Origin of the sequence: Sphingopyxis sp. (genome assembly GCF_035998905.1) — a bacterium.
GTDB lineage: Bacteria > Pseudomonadota > Alphaproteobacteria > Sphingomonadales > Sphingomonadaceae > Sphingopyxis.
In genome coordinates, this window is record NZ_DASYHG010000019.1 from 220,156 (window position 1) to 244,297 (window position 24,142).

General features: G+C 65.4%; 17 protein-coding genes. 11 read left to right on the plus strand and 6 right to left on the minus strand.

Annotated elements, in window-relative coordinates:
* Positions 1–426: 426 nt before the first annotated feature.
* Genes VGN62_RS10960 through alr form a run of 3 tightly spaced genes read right to left on the minus strand, consistent with a single transcriptional unit; the run spans position 427 to position 3,192 of the window.
* Positions 427–771, minus strand: a complete 345-nt coding sequence (locus VGN62_RS10960; RefSeq protein ID WP_327453680.1) for a RidA family protein — start codon at positions 769–771, stop codon at positions 427–429.
* Between the two features lie 34 nt (positions 772–805).
* Positions 806–2,065 (minus strand): D-amino acid dehydrogenase, encoded by a 1,260-nt coding sequence (locus VGN62_RS10965; RefSeq protein WP_327453682.1) that lies wholly within the window; start codon positions 2,063–2,065, stop codon positions 806–808.
* Complete coding sequence (gene alr, locus VGN62_RS10970) at positions 2,062–3,192, minus strand: alanine racemase (protein WP_327453684.1); 1,131 nt, start codon at positions 3,190–3,192, stop codon at positions 2,062–2,064. The genes VGN62_RS10965 and alr overlap by 4 nt, the downstream gene beginning before the upstream one ends.
* 143 nt (positions 3,193–3,335) lie before the next feature.
* On the opposite strand from alr, the gene VGN62_RS10975 reads away from it, so the two are divergent.
* Positions 3,336–3,797: an Lrp/AsnC family transcriptional regulator gene (locus VGN62_RS10975; protein ID WP_327453686.1), complete on the plus strand. Its 462-nt coding sequence runs from the start codon at positions 3,336–3,338 to the stop codon at positions 3,795–3,797.
* A 53-nt stretch (positions 3,798–3,850) separates the two neighbouring features.
* Here the strand turns inward: VGN62_RS10975 and VGN62_RS10980 are convergent, their stop codons facing one another.
* The gene (locus VGN62_RS10980; protein WP_327453688.1) at positions 3,851–4,855 is read right to left on the minus strand and encodes a LacI family DNA-binding transcriptional regulator; all 1,005 of its coding nucleotides are present in this window, start codon (positions 4,853–4,855) and stop codon (positions 3,851–3,853) included.
* A 55-nt stretch (positions 4,856–4,910) separates the two neighbouring features.
* Here VGN62_RS10980 and VGN62_RS10985 point away from each other — a divergent pair, with 55 nt between their 5' ends.
* The 6 genes from VGN62_RS10985 (at position 4,911) to VGN62_RS11010 (ending at position 16,276) form a co-directional block, all read left to right on the plus strand.
* Positions 4,911–6,422: an MFS transporter gene (locus tag VGN62_RS10985; RefSeq protein ID WP_327453690.1), complete on the plus strand. Its 1,512-nt coding sequence runs from the start codon at positions 4,911–4,913 to the stop codon at positions 6,420–6,422.
* 257 nt (positions 6,423–6,679) lie between these two features.
* A complete protein-coding gene (locus tag VGN62_RS10990) occupies positions 6,680–10,084 on the plus strand; it encodes a TonB-dependent receptor (RefSeq protein WP_327453692.1) in 3,405 nt (1,134 codons plus the stop codon).
* 74 nt (positions 10,085–10,158) lie between these two features.
* Positions 10,159–11,706 (plus strand): tryptophan halogenase family protein, encoded by a 1,548-nt coding sequence (locus tag VGN62_RS10995; RefSeq protein ID WP_327453694.1) that lies wholly within the window; start codon positions 10,159–10,161, stop codon positions 11,704–11,706.
* Positions 11,703–13,190 carry a tryptophan 7-halogenase gene (locus VGN62_RS11000; protein WP_327453696.1) on the plus strand — a complete coding sequence of 496 codons (1,488 nt, stop codon included), beginning with the start codon at positions 11,703–11,705 and terminating at the stop codon, positions 13,188–13,190. The genes VGN62_RS10995 and VGN62_RS11000 overlap by 4 nt, the downstream gene beginning before the upstream one ends.
* Positions 13,183–14,229 (plus strand): cupin-like domain-containing protein, encoded by a 1,047-nt coding sequence (locus VGN62_RS11005; RefSeq protein WP_327453698.1) that lies wholly within the window; start codon positions 13,183–13,185, stop codon positions 14,227–14,229. Before VGN62_RS11000 ends, VGN62_RS11005 begins: the two co-directional genes overlap by 8 nt.
* A 25-nt stretch (positions 14,230–14,254) precedes the next feature.
* Positions 14,255–16,276 (plus strand): glycoside hydrolase family 97 protein, encoded by a 2,022-nt coding sequence (locus tag VGN62_RS11010; RefSeq protein ID WP_327453700.1) that lies wholly within the window; start codon positions 14,255–14,257, stop codon positions 16,274–16,276.
* A 31-nt stretch (positions 16,277–16,307) separates the two neighbouring features.
* On the opposite strand, the gene VGN62_RS11015 is transcribed toward VGN62_RS11010, so the two are convergent.
* Entirely contained in the window at positions 16,308–17,891 is a 1,584-nt protein-coding gene (locus VGN62_RS11015) for a Na+/H+ antiporter (RefSeq protein WP_327453702.1), read from the minus strand.
* 371 nt (positions 17,892–18,262) lie between these two features.
* Here VGN62_RS11015 and VGN62_RS11020 point away from each other — a divergent pair, with 371 nt between their 5' ends.
* The 3 genes from VGN62_RS11020 (at position 18,263) to VGN62_RS11030 (ending at position 21,742) form a co-directional block, all read left to right on the plus strand.
* Positions 18,263–19,039: an SDR family NAD(P)-dependent oxidoreductase gene (locus VGN62_RS11020; protein WP_327453704.1), complete on the plus strand. Its 777-nt coding sequence runs from the start codon at positions 18,263–18,265 to the stop codon at positions 19,037–19,039.
* Positions 19,036–19,824 (plus strand): enoyl-CoA hydratase/isomerase family protein, encoded by a 789-nt coding sequence (locus tag VGN62_RS11025; RefSeq protein ID WP_327453706.1) that lies wholly within the window; start codon positions 19,036–19,038, stop codon positions 19,822–19,824. Before VGN62_RS11020 ends, VGN62_RS11025 begins: the two co-directional genes overlap by 4 nt.
* Before the next feature lie 193 nt (positions 19,825–20,017).
* Positions 20,018–21,742: an arylsulfatase gene (locus tag VGN62_RS11030; protein WP_327453708.1), complete on the plus strand. Its 1,725-nt coding sequence runs from the start codon at positions 20,018–20,020 to the stop codon at positions 21,740–21,742.
* Positions 21,743–21,745: 3 nt separating this feature from the next.
* Here the strand turns inward: VGN62_RS11030 and VGN62_RS11035 are convergent, their stop codons facing one another.
* On the minus strand, positions 21,746–22,372 hold the full coding sequence (locus VGN62_RS11035) for a TetR/AcrR family transcriptional regulator (protein ID WP_327453710.1): 627 nt from the start codon (positions 22,370–22,372) through the stop codon (positions 21,746–21,748).
* Positions 22,373–22,493: 121 nt separating this feature from the next.
* Between VGN62_RS11035 and VGN62_RS11040 the strand changes: the two genes are divergently transcribed.
* On the plus strand, positions 22,494–24,128 hold the full coding sequence (locus VGN62_RS11040) for a sulfatase-like hydrolase/transferase (protein WP_327453712.1): 1,635 nt from the start codon (positions 22,494–22,496) through the stop codon (positions 24,126–24,128).
* Positions 24,129–24,142: the final 14 nt, after the last annotated feature.

Here is a 24,142-nt window from a genome sequence, read left to right on the forward strand (position 1 = left end):
CGCTTGCAAATGCTTCCAAGTGCGCCTTCTTTCCATAGTGTTTCGAAATTCGTGAAGCTGAATCGGCAGGTTATTGCTCATCAAATTGCATGCCGCGCAAGTTCACGGTTCGACCCGGCGCGCTTCTGAAACAACTGGTCGCAGAATTGCACTTGATGCCGAAATGGCTCACTGCAGCTCTATAAAAAAGACCCAGTTTCGACGGTAATTCACTCGAATTGTCGATCTTAATATAGATAATTCAATGGTTTAACTTATTGCTCTCCAGCCTGCCGCCCCAGCCAGCCGGTGCCTAAGCTGTCGATTTTTGCCTGAATGTAAGCTGCCGATCGGCACGGCTCGCGGTTTGCCGCGACCGAACGCGCGCGACATTCTGCCGAATGATTGGCGGAGACCGGCTTTCGGCGGGTCTCCGCCCCATTTCGATCAACGCGCCGCGATGACGATGATTTCGACCTTATAGTCGGGCGTCGCCAGCTTCGCTTCGCCGGTCGCGCGGGCCGGCGCGTCCTTTCCGTCGACCCATTTGTCCCAGACGGCGTTCATTTCGGCGAAGTCCGCCATGTCCGCGAGCCAGATCGTCGCCGACAGGATCTTTGCCTTGTCCGAACCGGTTTCGGCGAGCAGCGCTTCGATCTGGCCGAGGATCGCCTGCGTCTGGTTCGTGACGCTTTCGCCCGGGGCGCCGACCTGCCCTGCGAGATAAACGGTATCGCCGTGGACGACCGCCTGGCTCATGCGCGCGCCGGCCTGGATGCGGGTGATGGTCATATTTTTTCCTTTCGTCTGGGTGGAATGGGTCGAATCAACGGGCGCCATAGCGCGCGATCGACAGATCCGCAGCCTCGATATCGGTGGGACGTCCGCTGACGAGATCGGCGATCAACCGGCCCGATCCGCACGCCATCGTCCAGCCGAGCGTTCCGTGCCCCGTATTGAGGAAGAGGTTGTCGTACGGCGTCGCGCCGATGACGGGCGTGCCGTCGGGAGTCATGGGGCGCAAGCCCGACCAATAGCTCGCGGTGTCGACATCGCCGGCGCCCGGGAACAGGTCGGTGAGCGAATGGACGAGCGTGGCGCGGCGGCGTTCGGGCAGCGCGTTGTTGTAACCCGAAATTTCCGCCATCCCGCCGACACGGATCCGGTCGCCGAGGCGCGTGATCGCGATCTTGTAGCTTTCGTCCATCAACGTCGATTCGGGTGCGCGCGCGGCGTCGACGATCGGGACGGTGATCGAATAGCCCTTCACCGGATAGACGGACAGGCGAAGGCCCAGCGGTCGCAGCATCGCCGCCGAATGGCTGCCGAGCGCGAGGACATAGCGATCGGCGGTGATCCGGCCGCGGTCGGTTTCGACCCCGGCGATGCGTCCGCCTTCGACCACCAGCGACCGGATCGCTTCGCCATAACGGAACCGGGCGCCGCGTTCGGCGGCCATGGCGGCGAGCGCGCCGGTGAATTTGAAGCAATCGCCGGTCTCGTCGCCGGGCAGGCGTAGACCGCCGACGATCTTATCGCGCGCGGCGGCGAGCCCCGGCTCCACCGCGATGCAGCCTTCGCGGTCGAGCACCTCGAACGGAACGTTACCGGCACGCAGGACCGCAATATCCTTGGCGATGCCGTCGAGCTGCTTTTGCGTCCGGAACAGCTGCAGCGTTCCCTGCATCCGTTCGTCATAGGCGATGCCGGTGTCGGCACGCAGCGCGATGAGCCGGTCGCGGCTATATTCGGCGAGGCGCACCATGCGTGCCTTGTTGATCGCATAGCGGGCGCTCGTGCAGTTGCGCAGCATCGCGAACAGCCAGCCGAGCATCTCGCGATCGACCGCCGGTTGGAGGATCAGCGGCGCATGGCGCATCATCAGCCAGCGGATCGCCTTTTGCGGGATGCCGGGGGCGGCCCATGGCGAGGCATAGCCCGGGGAGATTTCGCCGGCGTTGGCAAAGCTCGTCTCGAGCGCCGGGCCGGGTTGCCGGTCGATCACGACGACCTCATGCCCGGCCTCGGCCAGATACCAGGCCGACGCGACGCCGATGACGCCGCCGCCAAGGACCGCAACCTTCATGCCGCATCCTCCCGCTGGCAGGCGGTGACCGGCGCATAGGTCCGATCATATCGCGCGCCGAGGCTGGTCAGCATCTCGTAAGAGATCGTGCCCGCATCGTCGGCGAGCCGGTCGAGCGATTGATGCGGGCCGATCAACTCGACCCAGTCGCCGGGCTCGATGCGGCCGGCGGCGAGGGCGGTGGCGTCGATCGTGATGCTGTCCATCGATACGCGGCCGACGATCGGCAACCGTTCGCCCGCGAGCCACGCCGCGCCGCGGTTGCCGAGCGAGCGCGGCAATCCGTCGGCATAGCCGACCCCGATCGTGGCGATGCGGCTTTCGCGCTCGCAAACATGGCTATGACCATAGCCGACCGCGCCGCCCGCGGCGATCGTCCGGACCTGGATGACGCGCGCCTCCAGCCCCACGACGGGCTGCATCGGGTTGGGGTCACCCCGGTTCGGGGCGCCGCCGTAAAGCGCGATCCCGGCCCGCACGACATCGGCGTGAAAATCGGCAGGGAGGAAGGCGCCGCCCGAATTGGCGAGGGCGCGAGGGACGCCCGGAAACAGCACGGCCGCGGCTTTGAAACAGGCAAGCTGCGCGGCGTTGGCCGGATGTTCGGGCGTGTCCGCGCAGGCGAGATGGCTCATGATCATGACGGGATCGACCGCCGACCGGAATGACGCGTCGCCGGCGAGCCCGGCCAGTTCGGTTGCCGCCATTCCGAGCCGTCCCATGCCGCTGTCGACCTGGAGTGCGGCGGGCAGCCGCTCGCCTGAAGCCCTCGCGGCCTTTGTCCATCGATAAGCCTGCTCGGATGAATTGAGGACCGGGGTGATCGCCGCTCCGGCGCACAGGGCCTCCGCGCCGGGGGGCAGACCGTTGAGCACGACCAGCCGGCACGGGGCCGGCAAGGCGGGGCGTAGCGCGAGTGCTTCGCCCAGATGGGCGACGAAGAAGAGCCGGCACCCCGCTTCGTACAGCGTCCGCGCCACCTCGGCCGCGCCCAGACCATAAGCGTTCGCCTTGACGACGGCGCCGACCGCGGCGGGAGCGACACGCCCGGCGATCAGCCGATAATTCGCCGCGATTGCCGCCAGGTCGATGCGTAGCCGCCCGCCGCTTATCCCTGCGATGCCCATATCCTCATATCCCCGCTGGTGCCTCCAGTCGGTCTCGCTTCTAGGCAAAGATCGTTCGAATGTTCGTGCAAAATGTTGTTCAAATCGGCAAATTTCGATGATAGGTGCAATAATTAACGACATAAATAGAATGATATTGCGCCATGGACTCGATCGACCGGAATATCGTGAGGCTGCTGCGCCTCAATGCCCGCATGCCGAACAGCCAGTTGGCGGCGGAGGTCGGCTTGTCGCCTTCGGCCTGCCTGCGGCGCGTCGGCAATCTCGAAGCGCGCAGGGTGATCCGCGGCTACACCGCCATCGTCGCCGCGCCCGAGGAAGGGGGCGTCATCGCGATCGTGCGCATCAGCCTCGAACGGCAGACCGAGGCCTATCTCAACCGGTTCGAGGAGGCGGTGCGCCAATATCCCGAGATCGAGGAATGTTTCCTGATGACCGGCGATGCCGACTATCTGCTCCGCGCGTCAGCGGCCAGCGCCGCCGCGTATGAAGCGATTCACAAGAATATCCTCTCGCGCTTGCCGGGCGTCGCGCGCATCCATTCCAGCCTCGCGATGCGAAGCGTGCTCAGCCACATTCCGGGGCGCGGCAAGCGGGAGGCCTAGCCGGCGCGATCCTGAAACGGGAAAGCGGACGGGCGGCATCCCGTCGATTGTCGTCAGGCGCCGCAGGATTCGCGCACGATCAGGTGCGTTGGCAGGTAATCGAGATATTGTTCGGCGTTCGGGTCCATGACCTGTGCAACGAGCCGTCGCCCCGCCTCCAGCGTATCCTGCTGGATCGTCGTCAGCGCCGGCGTGCTGAGCCGCGCGAGCAGCATATCGTCATAGCCCGTCACCGACACATCCTTCGGCACCGACAGGTTGGCCTTGCGCAGGGCGCGGATCGCGCCGAGCGCAATGAGGTCGCTTGAGGCGACGATGCCGTCGAGCTTGCGCTTGCGCGAGAGGAGCTGGTTCAGCGCCCGCTCGGCCGATTCGAAGCCGAAGTCGACGCGAATGTCGAGCGACGGGTCGGGTTCCAGCCCGTTCGCTTCGAGCGCTTCCAGATAGCCCTGCCGCCGCTGCATCGCCTCGGGATCGTTCGAGCCGACAAAAGCGATCGCTTTGCGGCCGAGGCGCGCGAGGTGCATCGTCGCGCGGCGGCCGCCCATGACATTGTCCGATCCGACCGAGGGATATTTCTGTCCCGGCAAATGGGCGCCCCACACGACGAAATTGCTGTTCGTCTCGGCAAGCCGGTTGAAGCCGTCGTGAAGCATCGACTGGCCGAGGAAGATCACGCCGCTCGCGCGGCCGCTGTTCATCACCGTCGTCAGGTCGTCGAAATCGCGCGGCGCGGTGTGGCTGACGGTGAAGTCGCAGTCGCGCGCGCGCGCCGCCTCGCCGATGCTGGCAAGAAGTTCGAGGAAGAAGGGATGCGACAGCGGCAGCGGGCGACCCTGCATATGCGGGGTGACGACGACGATCGATCCCTCCGCGCCGATGGGCGCTGCCGGCATGTACGAACGAAAGGGATAATTATGCTCGCGCGCGAGCGCCCAGACCTTTTTCTTGGTCGTGAGGCTGATCAGCGGATGGTCGTTGAGCGCGCGCGACACCGTCGAAATCGAGACACCCGCCATCCGCGCCAGGTCTTCCAATCTGATATTGTTGGTGCTCATAAGGGCCAATCCGTGTTCGACGTCGCGAGAGCGTTAGCACAAGGAGGGGAGGGGTATGCAAGATTTGCATGCCGTAGACGGTCTGGAAGCCAAGGAAAATCCTGTTCAGCAGTCGCGCGCGGTGCCGCCTTTGCAGATATGGGGCATGTGTTTTGCATTATTTGGCATCCAGATCGTCTGGGGGCTGCAGAACGCCAACACGAGCCGTATCTTCCAGGCGCTCGGCGCCGACGTCGCCGAACTGCCCTTGCTGTGGATCGCGGGACCGATCACCGGGCTGATCGTCCAGCCGATCGTCGGCCATTTGTCGGACCATTCGCGGTCGCGATTCGGGCGGCGGCGGCCCTTCCTGCTCGGCGGGGGGCTCGTCACGGCGCTCGCCTTGCTCGTCATGCCCAATGCGCCGACCCTGTGGGCCGCGATCGGCGCCTTGTGGCTGCTGACGGCCTCGATCAACATCGCGATGGATCCGTCGCGAGCGCTGGTCGCCGACAATCTTCCCGAAGCACAGCGTGCACGCGGCTATGCGATCCAGGTCTTCTTCATCGGCACCGGCGCGGTCTTTGCCTCGTCGCTTCCGTGGATATTGGTCAATTGGTTCGGCGTATCGGGAAGTGCGGCGGCGGGCGGCCTGCCCACCGCGGTGCGCTATGCTTTCTACATCGGCAGCGCATGCCTGTCGGTGTCGGTCTTGTGGACGGTCGTTTCGACGCGCGAAGTGCCGCGAACCGACCCCGGGCCGCCGGAGACCGGGGAGACCCGGCCCGTGCGCCGCTTCGGCTGGCCGCTCGCGCTTTCAGGCGCGCTGCTGCTCATCGCGGCGGCGGCGTTCGGGTGGCAATGGGAGATATTCGTTCTCGCCGCCGCCGCGCTGATCGTCGGGCTCGCGCATTGCGCGGCGACGCGGCGGCAGGCGCGGGGCAATGCGCCGCTGGGCTTGCTCCAGATCGTCGAGGATTTCCTGTCGATGCCCGCCGCGCTCAGGCGTCTCGCGATCGTGCAATTCTTCACCTGGTTCGGCCTTTTCGCAATGTGGATCTATGCCGTTCCCGCGGTGGCGCGTCGTCATTTCGGGGGCGGCGATCCCGCATCGGCGGCCTTCAATGCCGCCGCCGACTGGGTGGGCATATTGTTCGCGGGTTATAACGGCGTCGCGGCGGTTGCCGCGCTGCTGCTCCCCGCGGTCGTCGTGCGGATCGGCGAGCGCGCGACCTATGCGATCTGCCTGCTGGCGGCAACCGCGGGAATGGCGGGGTTCGTCCTGATTGCCGACGCGCAATGGCTCTGGCTGTCGTCGCTTGGCATCGGCCTCGGCTGGGCGGCTATCCTGTCGCTTCCCTATGCGATTATCGTCAACGCGGTACCGCCCGAGAAGGTCGGCGTGTATCTTGGCATCCACAACGTGTTTCTCGTCATCCCGCAACTCGTGGCGGCGGTGTGTCTCGGCCCGCTCGTCGCCGGGGCATTCGGCGGCGATCCCGCCATGGCGCTCGGAATCGCCGCTATCTTTGTGGGAATCGCGGCATTTGCCGCGCTGCTGCTCCCCCGCGCTGCTCACCCGCGTTGATGGTTTATGCAAATGTTTGCATAAACAGACCGTTGAGCAAACGTATGCAGTTTTGCCGACGCGCGCCCCGGTCTTTCGGTGAAAATGGCATTTAGACACTGATAATATTCATATATTTTCCGCATTTCTGTCGCGGACAAATGCGCTTGCCATTTCTGCAACAATACGCAAAAACATGCAAAAGGATCGCAGGCGCCGCCCTGACGCATCCGCAATGAAAAGCTCCGGAACAAGGGAGCACGAATGGGAAGGGGAGGATGATGAGGCTCAACGGTTTCGCGAAGGATTGTGGTCGCCGCTTATTGGGTGGTGCATCGCTGTCGGTGATGATGATCGCCGCGGCGCCCGCGTTCGCGCAGGATGCAGCGCCCGAAGGCGGTTCGGGCAATGACGAGATTGTGGTGACCGGGGTGCGCGCGGCACTCGAAGATGCCGCCGGCCGCAAAAGGGATGCGCTGACGGTCGTCGACTCGATCACTGCCACCGACATCGGCGCCTTTCCCGACAAATCGGCCGCCGAGGCGCTGCAGCGCCTTCCGGGCATCACCGTCAACCGCCTGCAATCGGCGGATGACTCGACGCACCCGTCGGGCGAGCCGACCGACGTCCTCATTCGCGGCCTGACCTTTGTGCGGACCGAGATCAACGGCCGCGACAGCTTCTCGGCGGACTCGGCGCGCGGGCTCCAGTTCAACGACATCGCGCCCGAACTGCTCGCCGGGATCGATGCCTATAAGAACCAGACGGCGGACATGATCGAAGGCGGGATCGCCGGCACCGTCGACCTTCGTACGCGTGTGCCGTTCGACCAGAGCGGGCTCGTCGTGACGGGCACCTTCCGGATGAACTATGGCGATCGTTCGGGTCGCTGGACGCCCGAATTCTCGGGCCTGATCAGCAACACGTGGGATACCGCGATCGGCCGCTTCGGCATTCTTGCGAGCTATGCGCAAAGCCATGTCGTCACGCGGACCGAAAGCGTGATCATGGACAAGATCGACACCTATTGCTCGGCGGGTTTCGGCACCACGGGGCCGGATAATGTCGTTCGAGCCACCCCCGGTGCCGATGGCAGCCTGGGTTGTACCGCCAATCCGTTCGGGGGAACGGGCTGGGCCTATGCGCCCGACGGCATTCGCTATTCGCAGGTCGATTATGACCGCAAGCGGCGCGGCATCGCCGGCGCGCTGCAATATGAAAACAACTCGGGCAGCCTCCGCGCGACGCTGCAATATATCGACTCGCACTACACCAACGCCTGGCTCGAACGCGCCAGCCACGCGATCCTCGACGGCAATTATTTCGGCACCCGCGCCTACAACCCGCGGACCGGATCGGTCCTCGTCGGAAGCAGCGGCCTGACCTTCGGCCCCGACGGCATGTTGACCGGGGGAATTCTGACGCAGCCGCACGGCAGCTTCAGCGGAACGACCGAGAGCCTGCAGGCGGCGATCAACGCGGGCTCGGCGGTACCGGGCCAGCCGTTCGTCAACTATTGCGGTCCCGGCCCCGGCGGAAACTGCACAACGCAGCGCGACGGGCTCTATTTCCAGAACGAAGCGCGCAATTTCGACCATCGCGAAGGCACGCGCGATTTTTCGGCCAACATCAGCTGGGATGCCAGCGACCGGCTGCATTTCGACCTGGACGCGCAATATATCGACGCGTCGACCTACAATAACGACATCCTCGTCGCGGCGGGGTCGATGGCCAATTACGATTATAGCGTGAATGGCGACGGCACCCCGCACATCACCCTGCTGCCGGGTTCGAACGTCAATTATGCGCCGGGCGGCCTGGCCAATGCGCACAATTATTGGATCCCGTTCATCCAGGGGCATGTAGAGGACAATGATGCCAACGAACTCGCGCTGCGCGGCGACGTGGAATATGATTTCCCCGAGAGCAACTGGCTCGACTCGCTGAAAGTCGGCGTGCGTTACGCCGATCGCGAGCAGACGGTGCGCTATTCGACGTTCAACTGGACGCCGATCGCCGCCAACTGGAATTGCAACGGGCCGGGCTTCAATGCCGACAATACGACGGGCGGTGCCTATCCGACGAACAGCGGGAACTGCGGCGGCAATGCCGGTCATGCGCCCTTCAAGGGCTATGGTGCGGGTATCTGGGAATCGCAGAGCCTCGGCGACTTTTATAACGGCAGCGCCTATGCCAACGGGCCGCTCGTCTTCCTCAACCGCGACACGCTTCGCGATTTCCCGCGGCTGATCCAGTCGCTGGGCGGCGCGAACACCGCATCGCCGCTCGGCACGGGTTATACTGCGATTTGCGACCGTCCCGAAGCGACCGTCGACGAATGCTTCACGGCCGGCGAAAAGCTCAAGGTTCGCGAACAGACCGAAGCAGCCTATGCAATGGTCAAATTCGGCGGCGGCGACAAGCTGATGCTTGGCAGCGTGGCGCTGCAGGGCAATGTCGGCCTGCGCGTGGTGCGTACGAAGATCGAGAGTACGGGCAGCGTCGCCTTTCCCGCCACGAATATCTTCGACAATCTGGTGCCCTGCAACGCGCCTTTGACCGGCAACAATGTCGTCAATCCGCGCTGCTACCTGACGCCGGAGATCATTGCGTTCGCCAACGGCGCGGCGGCGGAAGACAAGTATAAGACGTCGCGCACCGACTGGCTTCCGAGCCTCAACCTGCGCTTCGGATTCGACGACAAGACTTTCGTCCGCTTCGCCTATTCGCGGGCGATATCGCGGCCGCAGTTCGGCTATCTGCGCAATACGCTCGCGATCAATGCGCCGGTGATCAACACCACGGCGGATTCGCCCTATGTCGTCTATAGTTCGCCGACTGCGGCGCACACGCCGGAGAATGTCCGGGGCTATAATTTCGTGTTCCTCGCCAATTCGGGCAATGCGGCGCTGAAACCGCTGAGGGCAGACCAGTTCGACCTGACGTTCGAGCGCTATATGGGATCGAACAGCTCGCTGACCGTAGGCTTGTTCTACAAGAAGCTGACCAACGCGATCTCTTTCGGGCAGTTCAGCCGCGAGGTCGCCAACGGGTCGTCGACGCAGACGGTGCAGATCAGCGGGCCGAGCAATGTCCGCAAGGGCGGCGAAATCTGGGGAACCGAACTCGCCTACCAGACCTTCTTCGACTTCCTGCCCGGGTTCCTCAGCGGCCTCGGTATGCAGGCGAACTACACCTATGTGCACCAATCGGATATCAACAATTCGAACCTGTTCACCGCGTCGTCGAGCGGCGATGTCGGTGCGTTCGGTGCCGGCCAGCAATCGCTCGGCGGATCGGGCTTCGTCATCGACTCGCACCGGCTCGCGGGCATCTCGAAGCACACCTTCAATCTCGTGGGGCTGTACGAGAAGGGACCGATCGGGCTGCGCGTCGCCTATAACTGGCGGTCGCGATACCTGACGCAGAATCTCGACTGCTGCATCGGTTTGCCGGTGTTCCAGAAGGGGGCGGGTTTCCTCGACGCTTCGCTGCGCTACTCGCCGACGAAGTGGCTCGAACTTTCGGTCGACGGGACGAACCTGCTGAATACCACCACCGTGTATCAACAGCAGATATTCGGCGATTCCCCGCAGACACCGGGGGCTGCGGCGAAATATTTCGACTCCGCCTGGAGCCGGGTCGACCGTCGCTTCCAGTTCGGCGCGCGCGTCAAATTCTGATCCCCGGGATGGCGCGGCCGCCACGTCCACATGCGGCCGCGCCATCCCGACCAACAGGGAATGAAGGATTGGGCATGACCGGGGCGGAACCTTATCGGATCGTCATTCTCGGCGGCGGGACCGCCGGCTGGATGAGCGCCGCGGCGCTGGCCGGCCTGCTTCCCGCCGCCGATTATGACATCACGCTGATCGAGAGCGACGAGATCGGCACCGTCGGCGTCGGCGAGGCGACGCTGCCGCATATCAAGACCTTCAACGACATGCTCGGCATCGACGAGGCTGAGTTCATGCGCGAAACCGCGGGCACGATCAAATTGGGGATCGAGTTCGTCGACTGGCTGCGCGAGGGCGCGCGATATATCCATCCCTTCGGCACCTTCGGCGACCGATGGGGCGGCGTCGATTTCCAGCATCACTGGGCGCAGGCGCGGCTCGACGCGAGCGACGACCGGTCGCTGCAGGCGTACAGCTTCGCGGTCGCCGCCTGCCATGCCAATGGCTTTGAGCACCCGAATACCGATCCCGGGTCGATCCGATCGACATACAGCTATGCCTATCATTTCGATGCCGGCCTCTATGCCCGCTATCTGCGCGGCTGGGCGACCGCGCGCGGCGTGCGGCGGTTGGAGGGCAAGGTCACGGGCGTCGTGCGCGACAGTGAAAGCGGCGCCGTCTCCGCGCTGACGCTCGAAGCGGGCGCGCAGGTCGCGGGTGACCTGTTCGTCGATTGCTCGGGCTTTCGTTCGCTGCTTGTCGGGCAGACGATGCAGGTGCCGTGGATCGACTGGAGCGAATGGCTGCCGTGCGACCGGGCGCTTGCCGTGCCCTGCCTCGGCGTCGAACCGATCACCCCCTATACACGCTCGACCGCGCGGCGCGGCGGCTGGCAGTGGCGCATCCCGCTCCAGCACCGCATCGGCAACGGCTATGTGTTTTCGAGCCGCTTCTGCGGCGAAGAGGAGGCACGCAATACGCTGCTCGCCAATCTCGACGGCGAAGCGCTCGACGAGCCGCGCCTGCTGCGCTTTGCGGCGGGGCGTCGCGCACAGGGCTGGGCGGGCAATTGCGTCGCGATCGGACTCGCGAGTGGTTTCCTCGAACCGCTCGAATCGACGAGCATCTTCCTTATCCAGGCGGCGGCGATCGATCTGGTGGCGCTGATGCCGCGCCGCGGCGAGGGCATCGATGCACGCGCGGTGCGCGAGTTCAACCGGCTCTTCGGGATCCACTACGACCGGACCCGCGACTTCCTGGTGCTTCATTACACCGCGAACGAGCGTGTCGGCGAACCCTTGTGGGACCATGTGCGCACGATGGTGTTGCCCGACAGCCTGGCGCACCGGCTGGCCTTGTTCCGCGAGAGCGCGGCGGCGCCCGAATATAGTCTCGGCCTCTTTTCCCGCGACAGCTGGCTCTCGGTTCTCGAGGGGCAGGGCGTTCTGCCGTCGGCTGCGAATCCGCTAGCCCATCGCATGCCGGCGGCAGAGCGCCAGGCGCGTCTCGACGATCTGGCCGCGCGCATCGTGCTCAACGCGGCGGAGATGACGCCGCATGGCGAGTTCCTCACCGGCTATTGCGCGTCGAAAGCGACTGCGCGGCCGGGCGCGGCGAGCGCGGCATGAGCGTCCGCCGCCTTGTCGTCGTCGGCCGCGACGCGCCGCTCTGGCTTGCCGCCGCGGCGCTGCGCCGCGCGCTGGCGCCCGCCGGGATCACGGTCACTGCGGTCGCGCTGCCGTCCGAAGCCGGCCCGGCGGATATCCATGCGACGCTTCCCGCGATCGAGGCACTGCACAACCAGATCGGCATCGACGAGGCGGCGCTGCTGCGCGGGGTGCGCGGGGCCTTCACGCTCGGACAGAATTTCGTCGACGCGACCGGTGCGGGACAGGCACCCTTCCTGCACAGCTATGGCGCGCATGGCGCCGGCATCGGCGGCAGCGATTTCTTCCCGCACTGGGTCAAGGCGCGGCACCACGGACTGGGCGTCGGGATCGACGATTTCTCGCTGACGGCCACCGCCGCGCACAACGGCCGGCTGTTCCTGCCCGATGCCGATAGCGAGAAATATGCCCGCGCCGATTATGGCTATCACTTGCCCGCCGCCGCCTATGCGAAAAGCTTGATGGCGATCGCGCGGCACCTGGGGGTCGAGGTCGTCGAGGCGGCAAGCGTCGTCGCCGAACGCGACGGCAGGGATGTCCGGGCGCTGTTGCTCGATGGCGAGCGCCGTGTCGAAGGCGACCTTTTCGTCGATGCGACGGCGAGCGGGCTGTTATTGCGCAGCACGCCCGGCATGTCGTTCGAAACATGGCAGGCACCGGGCGACCGGATACTGTCGGCGCTGGCGCCGCGCTTTGCGGCCGTGCCCGTCTATGCCGAGATGCGCGCCGGAACGGCCGGGTGGACCGGGCTGATCCCGACCATGGCGCACACGCATGTCGTTCACATCTGGTCGAGCATGACGATGTCGGACGAAGCGGCGGTCGATGCCGCTGCGGCCGCGAGCGGGCTGCCGCTCGACGCAGTAACCATTCGCTCCGTCGAGCCCGGAATCGCCGCCGAACTCTGGGCGGGCAATGTCATCGGGATCGGCGAGGCGGGCGTCGTTCTCGACCCCGTGCACGGGCTTGCGCTCCACGCCTTGCAGCTCGGCATTGTCCATCTTCTCGCCAATTTCCCGGCCGATGGCGACAGCCACGCAGCGCGCCGGGCCGAATATGATCGCACGATGCGTTCGCATCTGGCCCGCGTCGCCGATTTCCAGGCCGCCCATTATGCGCTGCAACATTATGCCGGGCCTTTCTGGGACGCCGCGCGGGCGGTCCCGATGTCGGACGAGCTGGCGCACCGGATCGATTTCTTCGGTGCACGCGGCGAACTCGCGCCGTTCGAGGACGAAAGCCTGCCGCCCGACAGCTGGCGCGCGCTCTTCCTCGGTCATGGCTTGATGCCCGAGGGCTGGCGCCCCGAAATCGACCGGCTGCCGCCCGAAGAGGTCAAGGCGCATTTCCGCAAGATGCTCGGCTTCGTGCGCGAAGCGGTATTGCGGCAGCCGACCCATGACGCCTTGCTCGCGCGGATCGTGCAGCGGCCCGCGCATGGCTGAGCCCGCACGCCTCGGCAGCGGCACGGCGGGGGCATCGCCGCTCGACGCACTGCCGCGCGTCGCTGCCCGCGGTGCGCCTGCGCCGGCCGATTTCGCCGCGATCGTCGCGGCCGGAATGCCTGTCGTCATCAAGGGGTTGATCGGCGACTGGGTCGCACTGGCGGCCGGGCGTCATTCGCCCGGCCGCCTCAACGCCTATCTCGCCGGCATGGACCGCGGCATGCCCGTTCCGCTGATGGAGGCGCCGGCGCGGGCCGGGGCGCGCTTCGCTTATCGCGCCGATATGCGCGAATTCACCTTCACCAAACGCAGTGTGCCGCTGCGCGAGGCGCTTGGCCGGATCGAGGCGTTGACCGGGCAGGATAGCGCGCCGACCACGGCGATCCAGATGCTTCCGCTCGCCGACGCGATGCCCGACTTCGTGCGCCAGAATCCGATGCCGCTGCTTCCCGCCGATGCCGGGCCGAAGCTCTGGCTCGGCGGTGCGGTGAAGACGCAGACGCATAACGACCGCGATCATAATCTCGCGTGCGTTATCGCCGGTCATCGGCGCTTCCTGCTCTTTCCGCCCGATCAGGTCGCGAACCTCTACATCGGACCGCTCGACAATCCGCCCCCCTTATCGCTCGTCGACCCCGAAGCGCCCGACCATGATCGTTTCCCGCGGTTCCGCGAGGCGATGGCGGCGGCGCGGATCGCTCTCCTCGAACCCGGCGATGCCCTCTTCATCCCCCGTTACTGGTGGCATCATGTGACGTCGCTCGATCCCTATAATGCGATGGTCAATTACTGGTGGGGTGCGCCGGCGGGGGAGGGCGAGGAGCCCAATAATGCCTTTCTTGCCGCCTTACTCGCGCTGAAACATCTGCCGCCCGGCGAACGCGCTTATTGGCAGGCCATGTTCGCTGCGCATGTTTTCGGCGAACCCGAGATTTCGGCTGGCCACATCCCCGAGGCGCTGCGCGGCGCGCTCGGCACGATGCGGCCCGCCGACCGCGCGGCGTTGCGCCAGAAAATCGCCGCAGCATTCCGCAAATGACCCCTCCCCCGAAAGAGATTTGTCCATGAAATCGAAGACGTTCCTGTTGTTTGGCCTTTCGATGTCGGCGATCGCTTCGCCCGCGGCGGCGCGCGAGTGTACGCAGTCGCCGGGCAAGCTGCTCGAGCTTTGCGTGTCGGTCGAGGATGGCGAGGCGCGTTACGAGGTCAAGCGCGGCGGCACGGTCGTGATCGCGCCGTCGCGCCTCGGACTCGCGTTCGCCGGCGAAGCCGACCCGCGCTACTCGGCGCTTGGCAACGTCAAGCGCTCGGCGTCGGACACAAGCTGGGAACAGCCGTGGGGCGAACAGCGCCTGATCCGCGATAACCACAGTGAGCTGAAGGTGACACTCGCGGGCGATACCCCGCTGAGTAGGGCGGTCGGCGTCACTTTCCGCCTCTTCGACGACGGTTTTGGCTTTCGTTATGACTATGGCGCGATCGCAGCGGGGCAGGCGGTCGCCGTCGCCGCCGACCACAGCCAGTTCCGCACCGTCGGCGACTGGGAGGCCTGGTGGTACGAGGGGCTGGGACAGGAACGCGACGAATATCTTTACAAACAGACCGATGCGCGGCGCGTCACGCTCGCCGAAACCCCGCTGACGCTGAAGGGCGGCAACGGCCTCTATCTTAGCTTCCACGAGGCTGCGCTCGTCGATTTCCCGTCGATGCTGCTCCAGGGCAATGGCGCGGGCAGTTTCAACGCCTGGCTGATGCCCTGGCCCGACGGCACGCTTGCGAAGAAGACCGGGCCGTTCACGACGCCGTGGCGTACCGTGCTGGTCGGCGACAGCCCCGCGGCGCTCGCCGACAGCCGCATCACGCTCAACCTCAACGAGCCGAACATGCTTCCCGATGTCGGCAAATGGTTCAAGCCGGGCAAATATGTCGGCGTCTGGTGGGAAATGCACCTCGAGAAATCGACATGGGGCAGCGGGCCGAAACATGGCGCGACCACCGCGAATGTGAAGCGCTATATCGACTTCGCGGCGAAATATGGTTTCGATGGCGTTCTCGTCGAAGGCTGGAACAAGGGCTGGGACGGCGACTGGATCGCCAATGGCGACAAGTTCAGCTTCACCGAAGCCTATCCCGATTTCGATCTCGCCGCGATCGCCCGATACGGCAAGGGCAAGGGGGTCGGGCTGATCGGGCATCACGAAACCGGCGGGGCGATCGAAAATTATGCGCGCCAGCTCGACGACGCGCTGAAACTCTATGCGGATCATGGCGTCGCGGCGATCAAGACCGGCTATGTCCGCCACAGCGGCACGATCGTCGACGGCGAGGGCGGGCTGCAATGGTTTGCCGGCCAATATGCGGTGCGCCACCATCTCGATGTCGTGAAGCGCGCCGCAAAGCACCATATCGTCATCGATACGCACGAGCCGGTGAAGGATACCGGCCTTCGCCGGACCTGGCCGAACTGGGTGAGCCGCGAGGGCGCGCGCGGGCAGGAATTCAATGCCTGGGGCAACCCGACCAATCCGCCCGAACATATGACGATCCTGCCCTTCACGCGCATGCTCGCAGGTCCGATGGACTTTACCCCCGGCATCTTCGACATCGCGCGCGGCGGCACGGAGCTGACGCGGCGTGTGCAATCGACGCTCGCGACGCAACTGGCGGAATATGTCGTTGTCTATTCGCCGATCCAGATGGCGGCCGACCTGCCCGAAAACTACGAAAAGCGCCTCGACGCCTTCCAGTTCATTCGCGACGTCCCCGCCGATTGGGAGACGTCGAAGACCCTGCAGGGCGTCATCGGCGATTATGTCGTCATCGCGCGGCAGGAACGGGGGAAGGGCGACTGGTATCTTGGCGCCATCACCGACGAAGAGGCCCGGACGCTGCAACAGTCGCTCCGCTTCCTCCCGGCGGGCAAGCGGTTCGAGGCGCAGATATACGCCGACGGTCCGGGTGCCGATTTTCGGACCAACCCGGACGCGCTGACGATCGAGAAGCGTATCGTGACGCGCTCCGATACGCTCAGGCTCGCGCTCGCTCCGGGCGGCGGCACGGCGATCCGGTTCCGCCTGCTCGATTGATATTGGGCGGTTGCCGGCTCGATCCGCCGATCTAGTCGCCGCGCTGCAATGTCATCGCCAGTTCCTCGACGTCGAGATCGCGTTCGAGTTCGTGAAGGACCTCGTCCTCGATCAGCCCCGCGCGGTGGATGCGGATCAGCTCCGCGCGGCCGGCGGCGATGGCTTGCAGCAGAACGTCGAAATGCGACCGTAGCCCGTCCATCGTGGTGCTGGCGTCGGCCTCGTAACGCTCCATGAAATTCATCCGCTTGCGATGTTCTTCGAGCATCATCGGATGGATCAACGTCCCATCCTCGTCATAGGCGAGCCTTTCGATCACCGCGAATCGCGCGCGTGCCATCGCGGCCTCGGCGGCGGGCAGCGCCATTTTGGCGGGCGGATCGGTGTCGACGGGTTTGACCGCGCGGATGAGCATGCCCAGGCTCGATCCTTGTGCAACGACGGTGACGAAAATGACCGCGAAGGCGCAGATCAGCATCAGGTCGCGGCCGGGCATGTCGACCGGCAGGGTCAATGGCACCGCAAGCGTCACGACGCCGCGCATCCCCGCCCAGCTCAGCACCGTCGCCTGTCGCCAGCCGAGCGGGCGGGCGCGATCGAGGCCCAGCCTGCGCGCGAGGCCGAGAAGCGCTTCTGATCCAAAAATCCAGACGAAGCGCGCGACGGTGACGGTGACGACGACGGCGACGATCACGGTGATCATCGATATCGGGATCGCGCCGATCCCGCCGATCCGCTCGAGTGCGCCGCGCAGCGAAAAGCCGATCAGGATGAAGACGAGCGCCTCGAGCACGAACACCATGATCTGCCACGCCGAATTCGCCCGCAAGCGCACGGCGCCGGGCAGGATGACATGCTGGTACCAGCCCATCGCCAGCCCTGCGGTGACGGTTGCGATGACGCCCGAGACATGCGCGGCCTCGCCGGCCAGATAGGCGGCCCAGCACAGCAAGATGGTGATGAGCATGATCAGCATCGGGTCGCGAAAGCGCTTGGCGAGGAATATCCAGCCCGCCGCGACTGCGGCACCGACGATCACGCCGCCGATCGCGACGACCGCAAAGCTCTGTACCGCTTCGCCCGTATGGAAAACCCCGCTGAGCGTCGCGGCGACCGCGAAGCGGAAGAGGATGAGTCCGGTCGCATCGTTGAGAAGGCTCTCGCCCTCGAGCAGCGCCTCGAGCCGGCGGGGCAGGTGCACGCCCTTCAGCACTGCGCGCGCCGACACCGCGTCGGGCGGCGAGACGATCGCGCCGAGCGCGAAGCAGGCGGCCCAAGGTAGCTCGGGGACGATCGTGTGCACGACCACGCCGACGACGAGGGTGGTGAAGACGACCGCGCCCACCGCGAGCGACAATATCCCCGGCAAGTGGCGCCTGAAGCGACCGAGCGCGGTGTAATAGGCACCGTCCATCAGCAAGGGCGGCAGGAAGAGGACGAGCGCGAGTTCGGGATCGAGCGAGATTTGCGGGAGGCCGGGAACGAAGGCGAGCGCGCCGCCGCCGACGAGCAGCGCGGTCGCGGGCGGCCAGTGCAGCTTGAGCGCCAGCCAGTGTAGCCCGATCACGAGAACGAGCAGCCCCAGGACGAGCTCGAACGCTTCGACGGCGTGCATCGACTAAGAACGATCCATGGCGATGCCGAACGACGATGACATGATGCGGCCCCTATTTTCCGTCAATCCCACGGTGTCTTTTGTGACGCTGTTTGCGGCGGCGATCAATGCCGGAGTGCAAGCTCAAAAGCTTGGCGGCAGCCGGATTTCAGAAGCTGGGTTCGCCGGCACGCGAACGGAGGGACCTTTATCCCCCGCCCGCCGCGCTCGGCAGCCGCGACGGGGGATGAGGTTCGTTGTGCACAAGGAGAACAATAGGAGAACATAATTGCTTCGTCAACCCCTGTGCCGTCGTTTTCCGCACGGCCTCGCCCGGTTGACGTAAACGTCAATCGGGACCAATGCATAGGAAACGAAGGAAAGGGACAAGGATGGCCGAACAACCGAAATTCGATCTGTCGGGGCGCGTCGCGCTGGTCACCGGCGCCTCGTCGGGGCTCGGCGCCGGATTTGCGAAGGCGCTTGCCGCAGCGGGGGCAAAGGTCGTGCTCGCGGCGCGCCGCGCCGACAAGCTTGCCGAGCAGGTCGCCGAAATCGAGGCCGCGGGCGGGCAGGCGGTCGCGGTCAGCATGGACGTGACCGACGAGGCATCGACCATCGCCGCCTATGACGCCGCCGAGGCGGCGTTCGGGACCGTCGACACGATCGTCGCGAACGCCGGCGTCGCGACCGAGAAGATGGCGATGGGCCTGTCGGTCGCCGACGTCGATTTCCTGCTCGCCGCCAATGTCCGCGGGGTCTTCCTGACCGCGACAGAGGGCGCCAAGCGCCTCGACAAGGCGGGGAGCCGCGAAAAGCAGCATGGGCGCATCGTCCTGATCGGCTCGATCACCGCCGAGAAGGTGTTTCCCGCGACCTCGGTCTATGGCGCGACCAAGGCGGCGGTGCGGCACCTGGGTAAGGCACTGGCGCGCGAATGGGCGCGGCGCGGGATCAGCGTCAATGTGATCCAGCCCGGCTATTTCGAATCCGAAATGACCGCCGAATTGTTCGAAGGCGACGTCGGCGCGGCGATGGTGAAGGCCTTCCCGCGCCAGCGGATGCGCCCGCCGAGCGACCTGCACGCGCCGCTGCTGATGCTCTGTTCCGACGCCGCGCTCGGCATCACGGGCAGCGTGATCACGGTCGACGACGGGCAGACGCTGTGAGCGAACTGCTCGTCGAAGCGCGCGGCGCGGTCGAGATCGCAACGCTCAACCGCCCCGAGCGATTGAACGCGCTGAACGAAGGGCTGGTCGGGGAACTGGGCGCCTATTTCGGCGGGCTCGCCGAGCGGCCCGATGTGCGCGTCGTCATCCTGCGCGGTGCGGGGCGCGGCTTTTGCGCGGGGCTCGACATCCAGGAGGACCGGTCGTCGGACGAGACGCCGGTGCTCCGCACGCTGCGTACCCAGACGAGCATCGGCAATATCTATCGCAAGATGCGCGCCTGTCCGCAGCCCATCATTGCACTCGGCCACGGCGCCGCAGCGGGGGGCGGCCTGTCGTTGCTGCTCGCCTCCGACGTGCGTTACGCGGCGCCGTCGTTCCGCTGCAACGCTGCCTATATCCGCATCGGCCTCGGCGGATGCGACATGGCGTCGAGCTATTTCCTGCCGCGCCTCGTCGGCGCGAGCCTCGCGTCCGAGATGATCCTGACCGGGCGTTTCATCGATGCCGAGCGCGCGCTGCGCGCGGGGCTGGTCAGCGAGATCGTCGAGGAGGAGGCGCTGCTGGCTCGCGGCCTCGCGCTCGCCGACGAGATGCTCGCGACCTCGCCCTATGGCCTTCGCCTCTCGAAACAGGCGCTGAACCTCAACATCGACGCCCCGAGTCTCGATGCGGCGATGGCGATCGAGGACCGCCAGCAGGTGATCCTTTCGGCGACCGAGGACCATCGCGAAGCGCTCGCGGCCTTTCTCGAAAAACGCGCGCCGGACTATCGCGAGCGATAAGGTTACCGCTGCGATATCCTGCCCATTGACTCGCGAATATATTGACATAGTAAGTGCCATATCCCGAGGGGGTGGGAGTGATGGCAGTGCGCAGGAGGACCACTAAATGCCGGGTCGCTTAGGCGGGTCCCGGCGTGCTGCCATCATCATATCCGGCGCGTTGATCGCCGCATTTCCCGTTCAGGCGCAGCGCGTGGAAAGCACGCCGCCGAGGCATCCCAACATCGTTATCCTGCTCGCCGACGATTGGGGCTTTTCCGATGTCGGCGCCTTCGGGTCCGAGATGGCGACCCCCCATATCGACGCGCTGGCGAATGCGGGAATGCGCTTTTCGAACTTCCATGTCGCCGGGTCGTGCTCGCCGACGCGCGCGATGCTGCTGACCGGGGTGATGAACCACCGCAACGGGCTCGGCAACATGCCCGAGACGATCCCCGACGAACATCGCGGCAAGCCCGGATACGACACGGTGATGAACCACCGCGTCGTGACGATGGCCGAGCTTTTGAAGGCGGCGGGTTATCGCACCTATCTCACCGGCAAATGGCATCTGGGCAGCGACAGCACGCGGTTGCCGCACGCGCGCGGATACGACCGGGCGTTCAGCCTTGCCGATGCGGGCGCCGACAATTTCGAGCAGCGCCCGATCGAGGGCATGTACGACAAGGCGAACTGGACCGAGAACGGCAAGCCCGCGACGTTGCCCAAGGATTATTATTCGTCGCGCTTCGTCGTGCAGCGGATGATCGACTATATCGAGGCGGACCGGAAAAGCGGCAAACCCTTTCTTGCCTCGGTCAATTTCCTCGCCAACCATATCCCCATACAGGCGCCCGACAGCGATATCGCGCGTTATTCGGCGATGTACCGCGACGGCTGGACCGCGCTGCGCGAAGCGCGGGCGAAACGTGCGGCGGCGCTCGGCGTCATGCCCGCGGGCGCGCCGCTGGTGACGATGCCGACGACGCCCGACTGGAAAAAGCTGACGGCCGACGAACGCGCGGCGGCGGTGCGCGTGATGCAGGCCTATGGCGGCATGGCGACGGCGATGGACCGCGAGGTCGGGCGGCTCGTCGCGCATCTGAAGGCGACCGGCGATTACGACAATACGATCTTCGTCTTCCTGTCGGACAATGGGGCCGAACCGACGAACCCCTTCAGCAGCCGGCGCAACCGCCTGTTCCTCGACATGCAATATGACCTCGCGACCGCGAACATCGGACGGCGCGGCAGCTTTGCCGCGATCGGGCCGGGCTGGGCGAGCGCCGCGGCGTCGCCTTTGTCGGGGTATAAGTTCAGCGCGACCGAAGGAGGGCTTCGTGTCCCGCTGATTATCGCATGGCCCGGCAATGCAGAGGTCCGCGCGGGCGGTATCAGCGACGGGCTGGCGCATGTGACCGACATATTGCCGACGCTGACCGAGCTTGCCGGCGTGTCGGGCCATGGCGGAAGCTGGCGCGGACGCGCGGTCGAGCCGGTCACCGGACGCAGCCTCGTGCCGATGTTGACGGGCGCGCCGGGCAGCGTCCATGGCGATATGCCGCTGGGTTATGAGCTGTCGGGCAATGCCGCGCTGTTCCGCGGCGATTACAAGCTCGTGCGCAACCTCGCGCCGACCGGCGACGGTAAATGGCGGCTCTACGACCTCAAGACCGACCCCGGCGAAACGCGCGACCTTTCGGGCGCGATGCCCGATCGTTTCGCCGCGATGATGGCCGATTACCGCGCCTATGCGAAAGCGAACGGGGTGCTCGAAATGCCCGCGGGCTACACTGCCGACGAACAGATCAATCGCTATGCCTTCGAACAACAGGGTAAGCCGCGCCTGATCCGCCTAGGGCTGTGGGCCGGAGGGATTATCGTGCTGCTGGCCGGGCTTGTCTGGGGCCTGCGTCGTCGTCGGCGCCGCACGGCTTAGTCGTCAGGCCCCCTCGACGATCGTCGCCATCACCGCGTCGACCATCTGCCCCATCACCGCGCCCGCCTCGTCGGGCGACAGGCTCTGGTCGTGGCGTAGCGTGCGCCAGGTGTGGAACGACAACGCCGCGCACAGTGCCTCGACGCCGATGCGGTCGGTGCGGACCGACGCGGGGAGCAGGCGGACGATCAGCTCGCGCTCGAGCATCACGACGCGGCTATATTGCCCCATCAGGAAGGGCGACTGGTAGCGCTTGATATTGGCCGCAAGGCGGAAGGGCAGCGTCGTCTCGAACACCTCGACACGCCGGCGCACGAGCTCGCCGATGTTGGCGCGCCACGGCTGGTCGGGATAGGGCGCGAGCACGGTCGGCATCACGCGTTCGGTGATCGTGCGCGTGATCTCGGCATAAAGTGCGTCCATGTCGTCGAAATGGCGAAATACGGTGCGCAGGCCGATGCCGGCCTCTTCGGCGACGCGCGCTGCACTCGGCGACAGGTCGCCTTCGACGATCAGCTCCATCATCGCTTCGACGATACGCCGGTAGCTCGACCGGCCGCGTTCGCGCCGGCCGTCGACCCGATCGGGCCCGGCCTTTGCAGCATTCGATTTTCGCACCCCTGTCGTCATGGCGCCCCTGCTGGCCCGGCTTGGCGCCGGGGTCAAACAATCTTGCGTATTGGCCAATATAGTGACACATATAGTGTCAATAGTTTTGAGCCCGCCGACAGCGTGGGAATAGGGGATGAAGATGAAGAAAAGGTGGGTCGCGCTTGGCGTGCTGGCACTGGCTGCGGCCGGCGGTTACTGGGCGTTCGAGGCGAATAAATATCGCATACCCGGCATGCTTCAGGACTGGCGCGATCCGGTGCAGCCGAACCGCGCGGTCGCCTGGCAACAGGGGCCGCAGGCGGCACCCGAGGGCAAGCGTCCGCCCAACATCATCCTGATTGTCGCCGACGACCTCGGTTATAACGATATCAGCCTCAACGGCGGCGGGGTTGCGGGCGGCATCGTCAAGACCCCGAACATCGACGCGCTCGCGCGCGAAGGCGTCAATTTCACCACCGCCTATGCCGCCAACGCCACCTGTTCGCCATCGCGCGCGGCGATGATGACGGGACGCTATCCAACGCGCTTCGGGTTCGAATTTACCGCGGTGCCGGTGGAGTTTGCCGAGAATCTGGCGCATGGCGAAGGTGTCGGCCCGCACCGCGCGATCTTTCACAAGGATCTGATCACCCCCGATATCCCCTCCTATCCCGACATGGGCGTCCCTGCGAGCGAGGTGACGATCGCCGAGGCGGTGAAGGCCGCGGGCTATCACACGCTCCACATCGGCAAATGGCATCTCGGCGAATCGCCGCAGCTCCAGCCGCAGCGCCAAGGCTTCGACGAAAGCCTCGCCATCCTTGCCGGCGGCGCGATGTTCCTGCCCGAGGATGATCCGGACAGTGTCAACGCCAAGCTGGCATGGGACCCGATCGACCGCTTCATCTGGGCCAATCTTCGCCACGCGGTGACCTTCAACGGCAGCAAGCGTTTCCACCCCAAGGGGCATATGACCGACTATTTCGCCGACGAGGCGATCGAGGCGATCGAGGCGAACAAGAACCGGCCCTTCTTCATGTATCTCGCGTTCAACGCGCCGCACACGCCGCTTCAGGCGACCCAGGCTGACTATGCCCGATATCCGCAGATCAAGGATCACAAGACGCGCGTCTATGGCGCGATGATCGCGCAGCTCGACCGGCGCATCGGCGACGTGATGGCAAAGCTGAAAGAAGCGGGCATCGACGACAATACGCTCGTCATCTTCACCAGCGACAATGGCGGCGCCTGGTACAATGGGATGCCCGACCTGAACGCGCCCTTCCGCGGGTGGAAGGCGACCTTCTTCGAAGGCGGGATCCGGACCCCGTTGTTCATGCGTTGGCCGGGCGGGATCGCGCCGGGGACCAGCCGCGCCGACGTCACCGGTCATCTCGACATCTTCTCGACCATCGCCGCAGCGGCGGGAGCGGAGCTGCCCGAGGGGCGGACGATCGACAGCGAGAATATCCTCGCTGGCCCGGCAAAGCGGCCCGCGATGTTCTGGCGCTCGGGCGATTATCGCGCGGTGCGCGCGGGCGACTGGAAATTGCAGGTAACGAAGCGTCCCGAAAAGGCGCGCCTCTACAATCTGGCCGCCGACCCGACCGAGCGCCACGACCTTGCCGCGAGCGAGCCGCAGCGCGTCGCCGCGCTGCGCGCGATGATCGAGGCGCAGAACAAGGATATGGCGAAACCGATCTGGCCCGGCCTTGTCGAAGGGCCGGTGCGCATCGACGTGGCGCTCGACGCGCCGTGGAAGGACGGGCAGGATTATATCTACTGGACCAACTGACGCTCGCGGCTTGT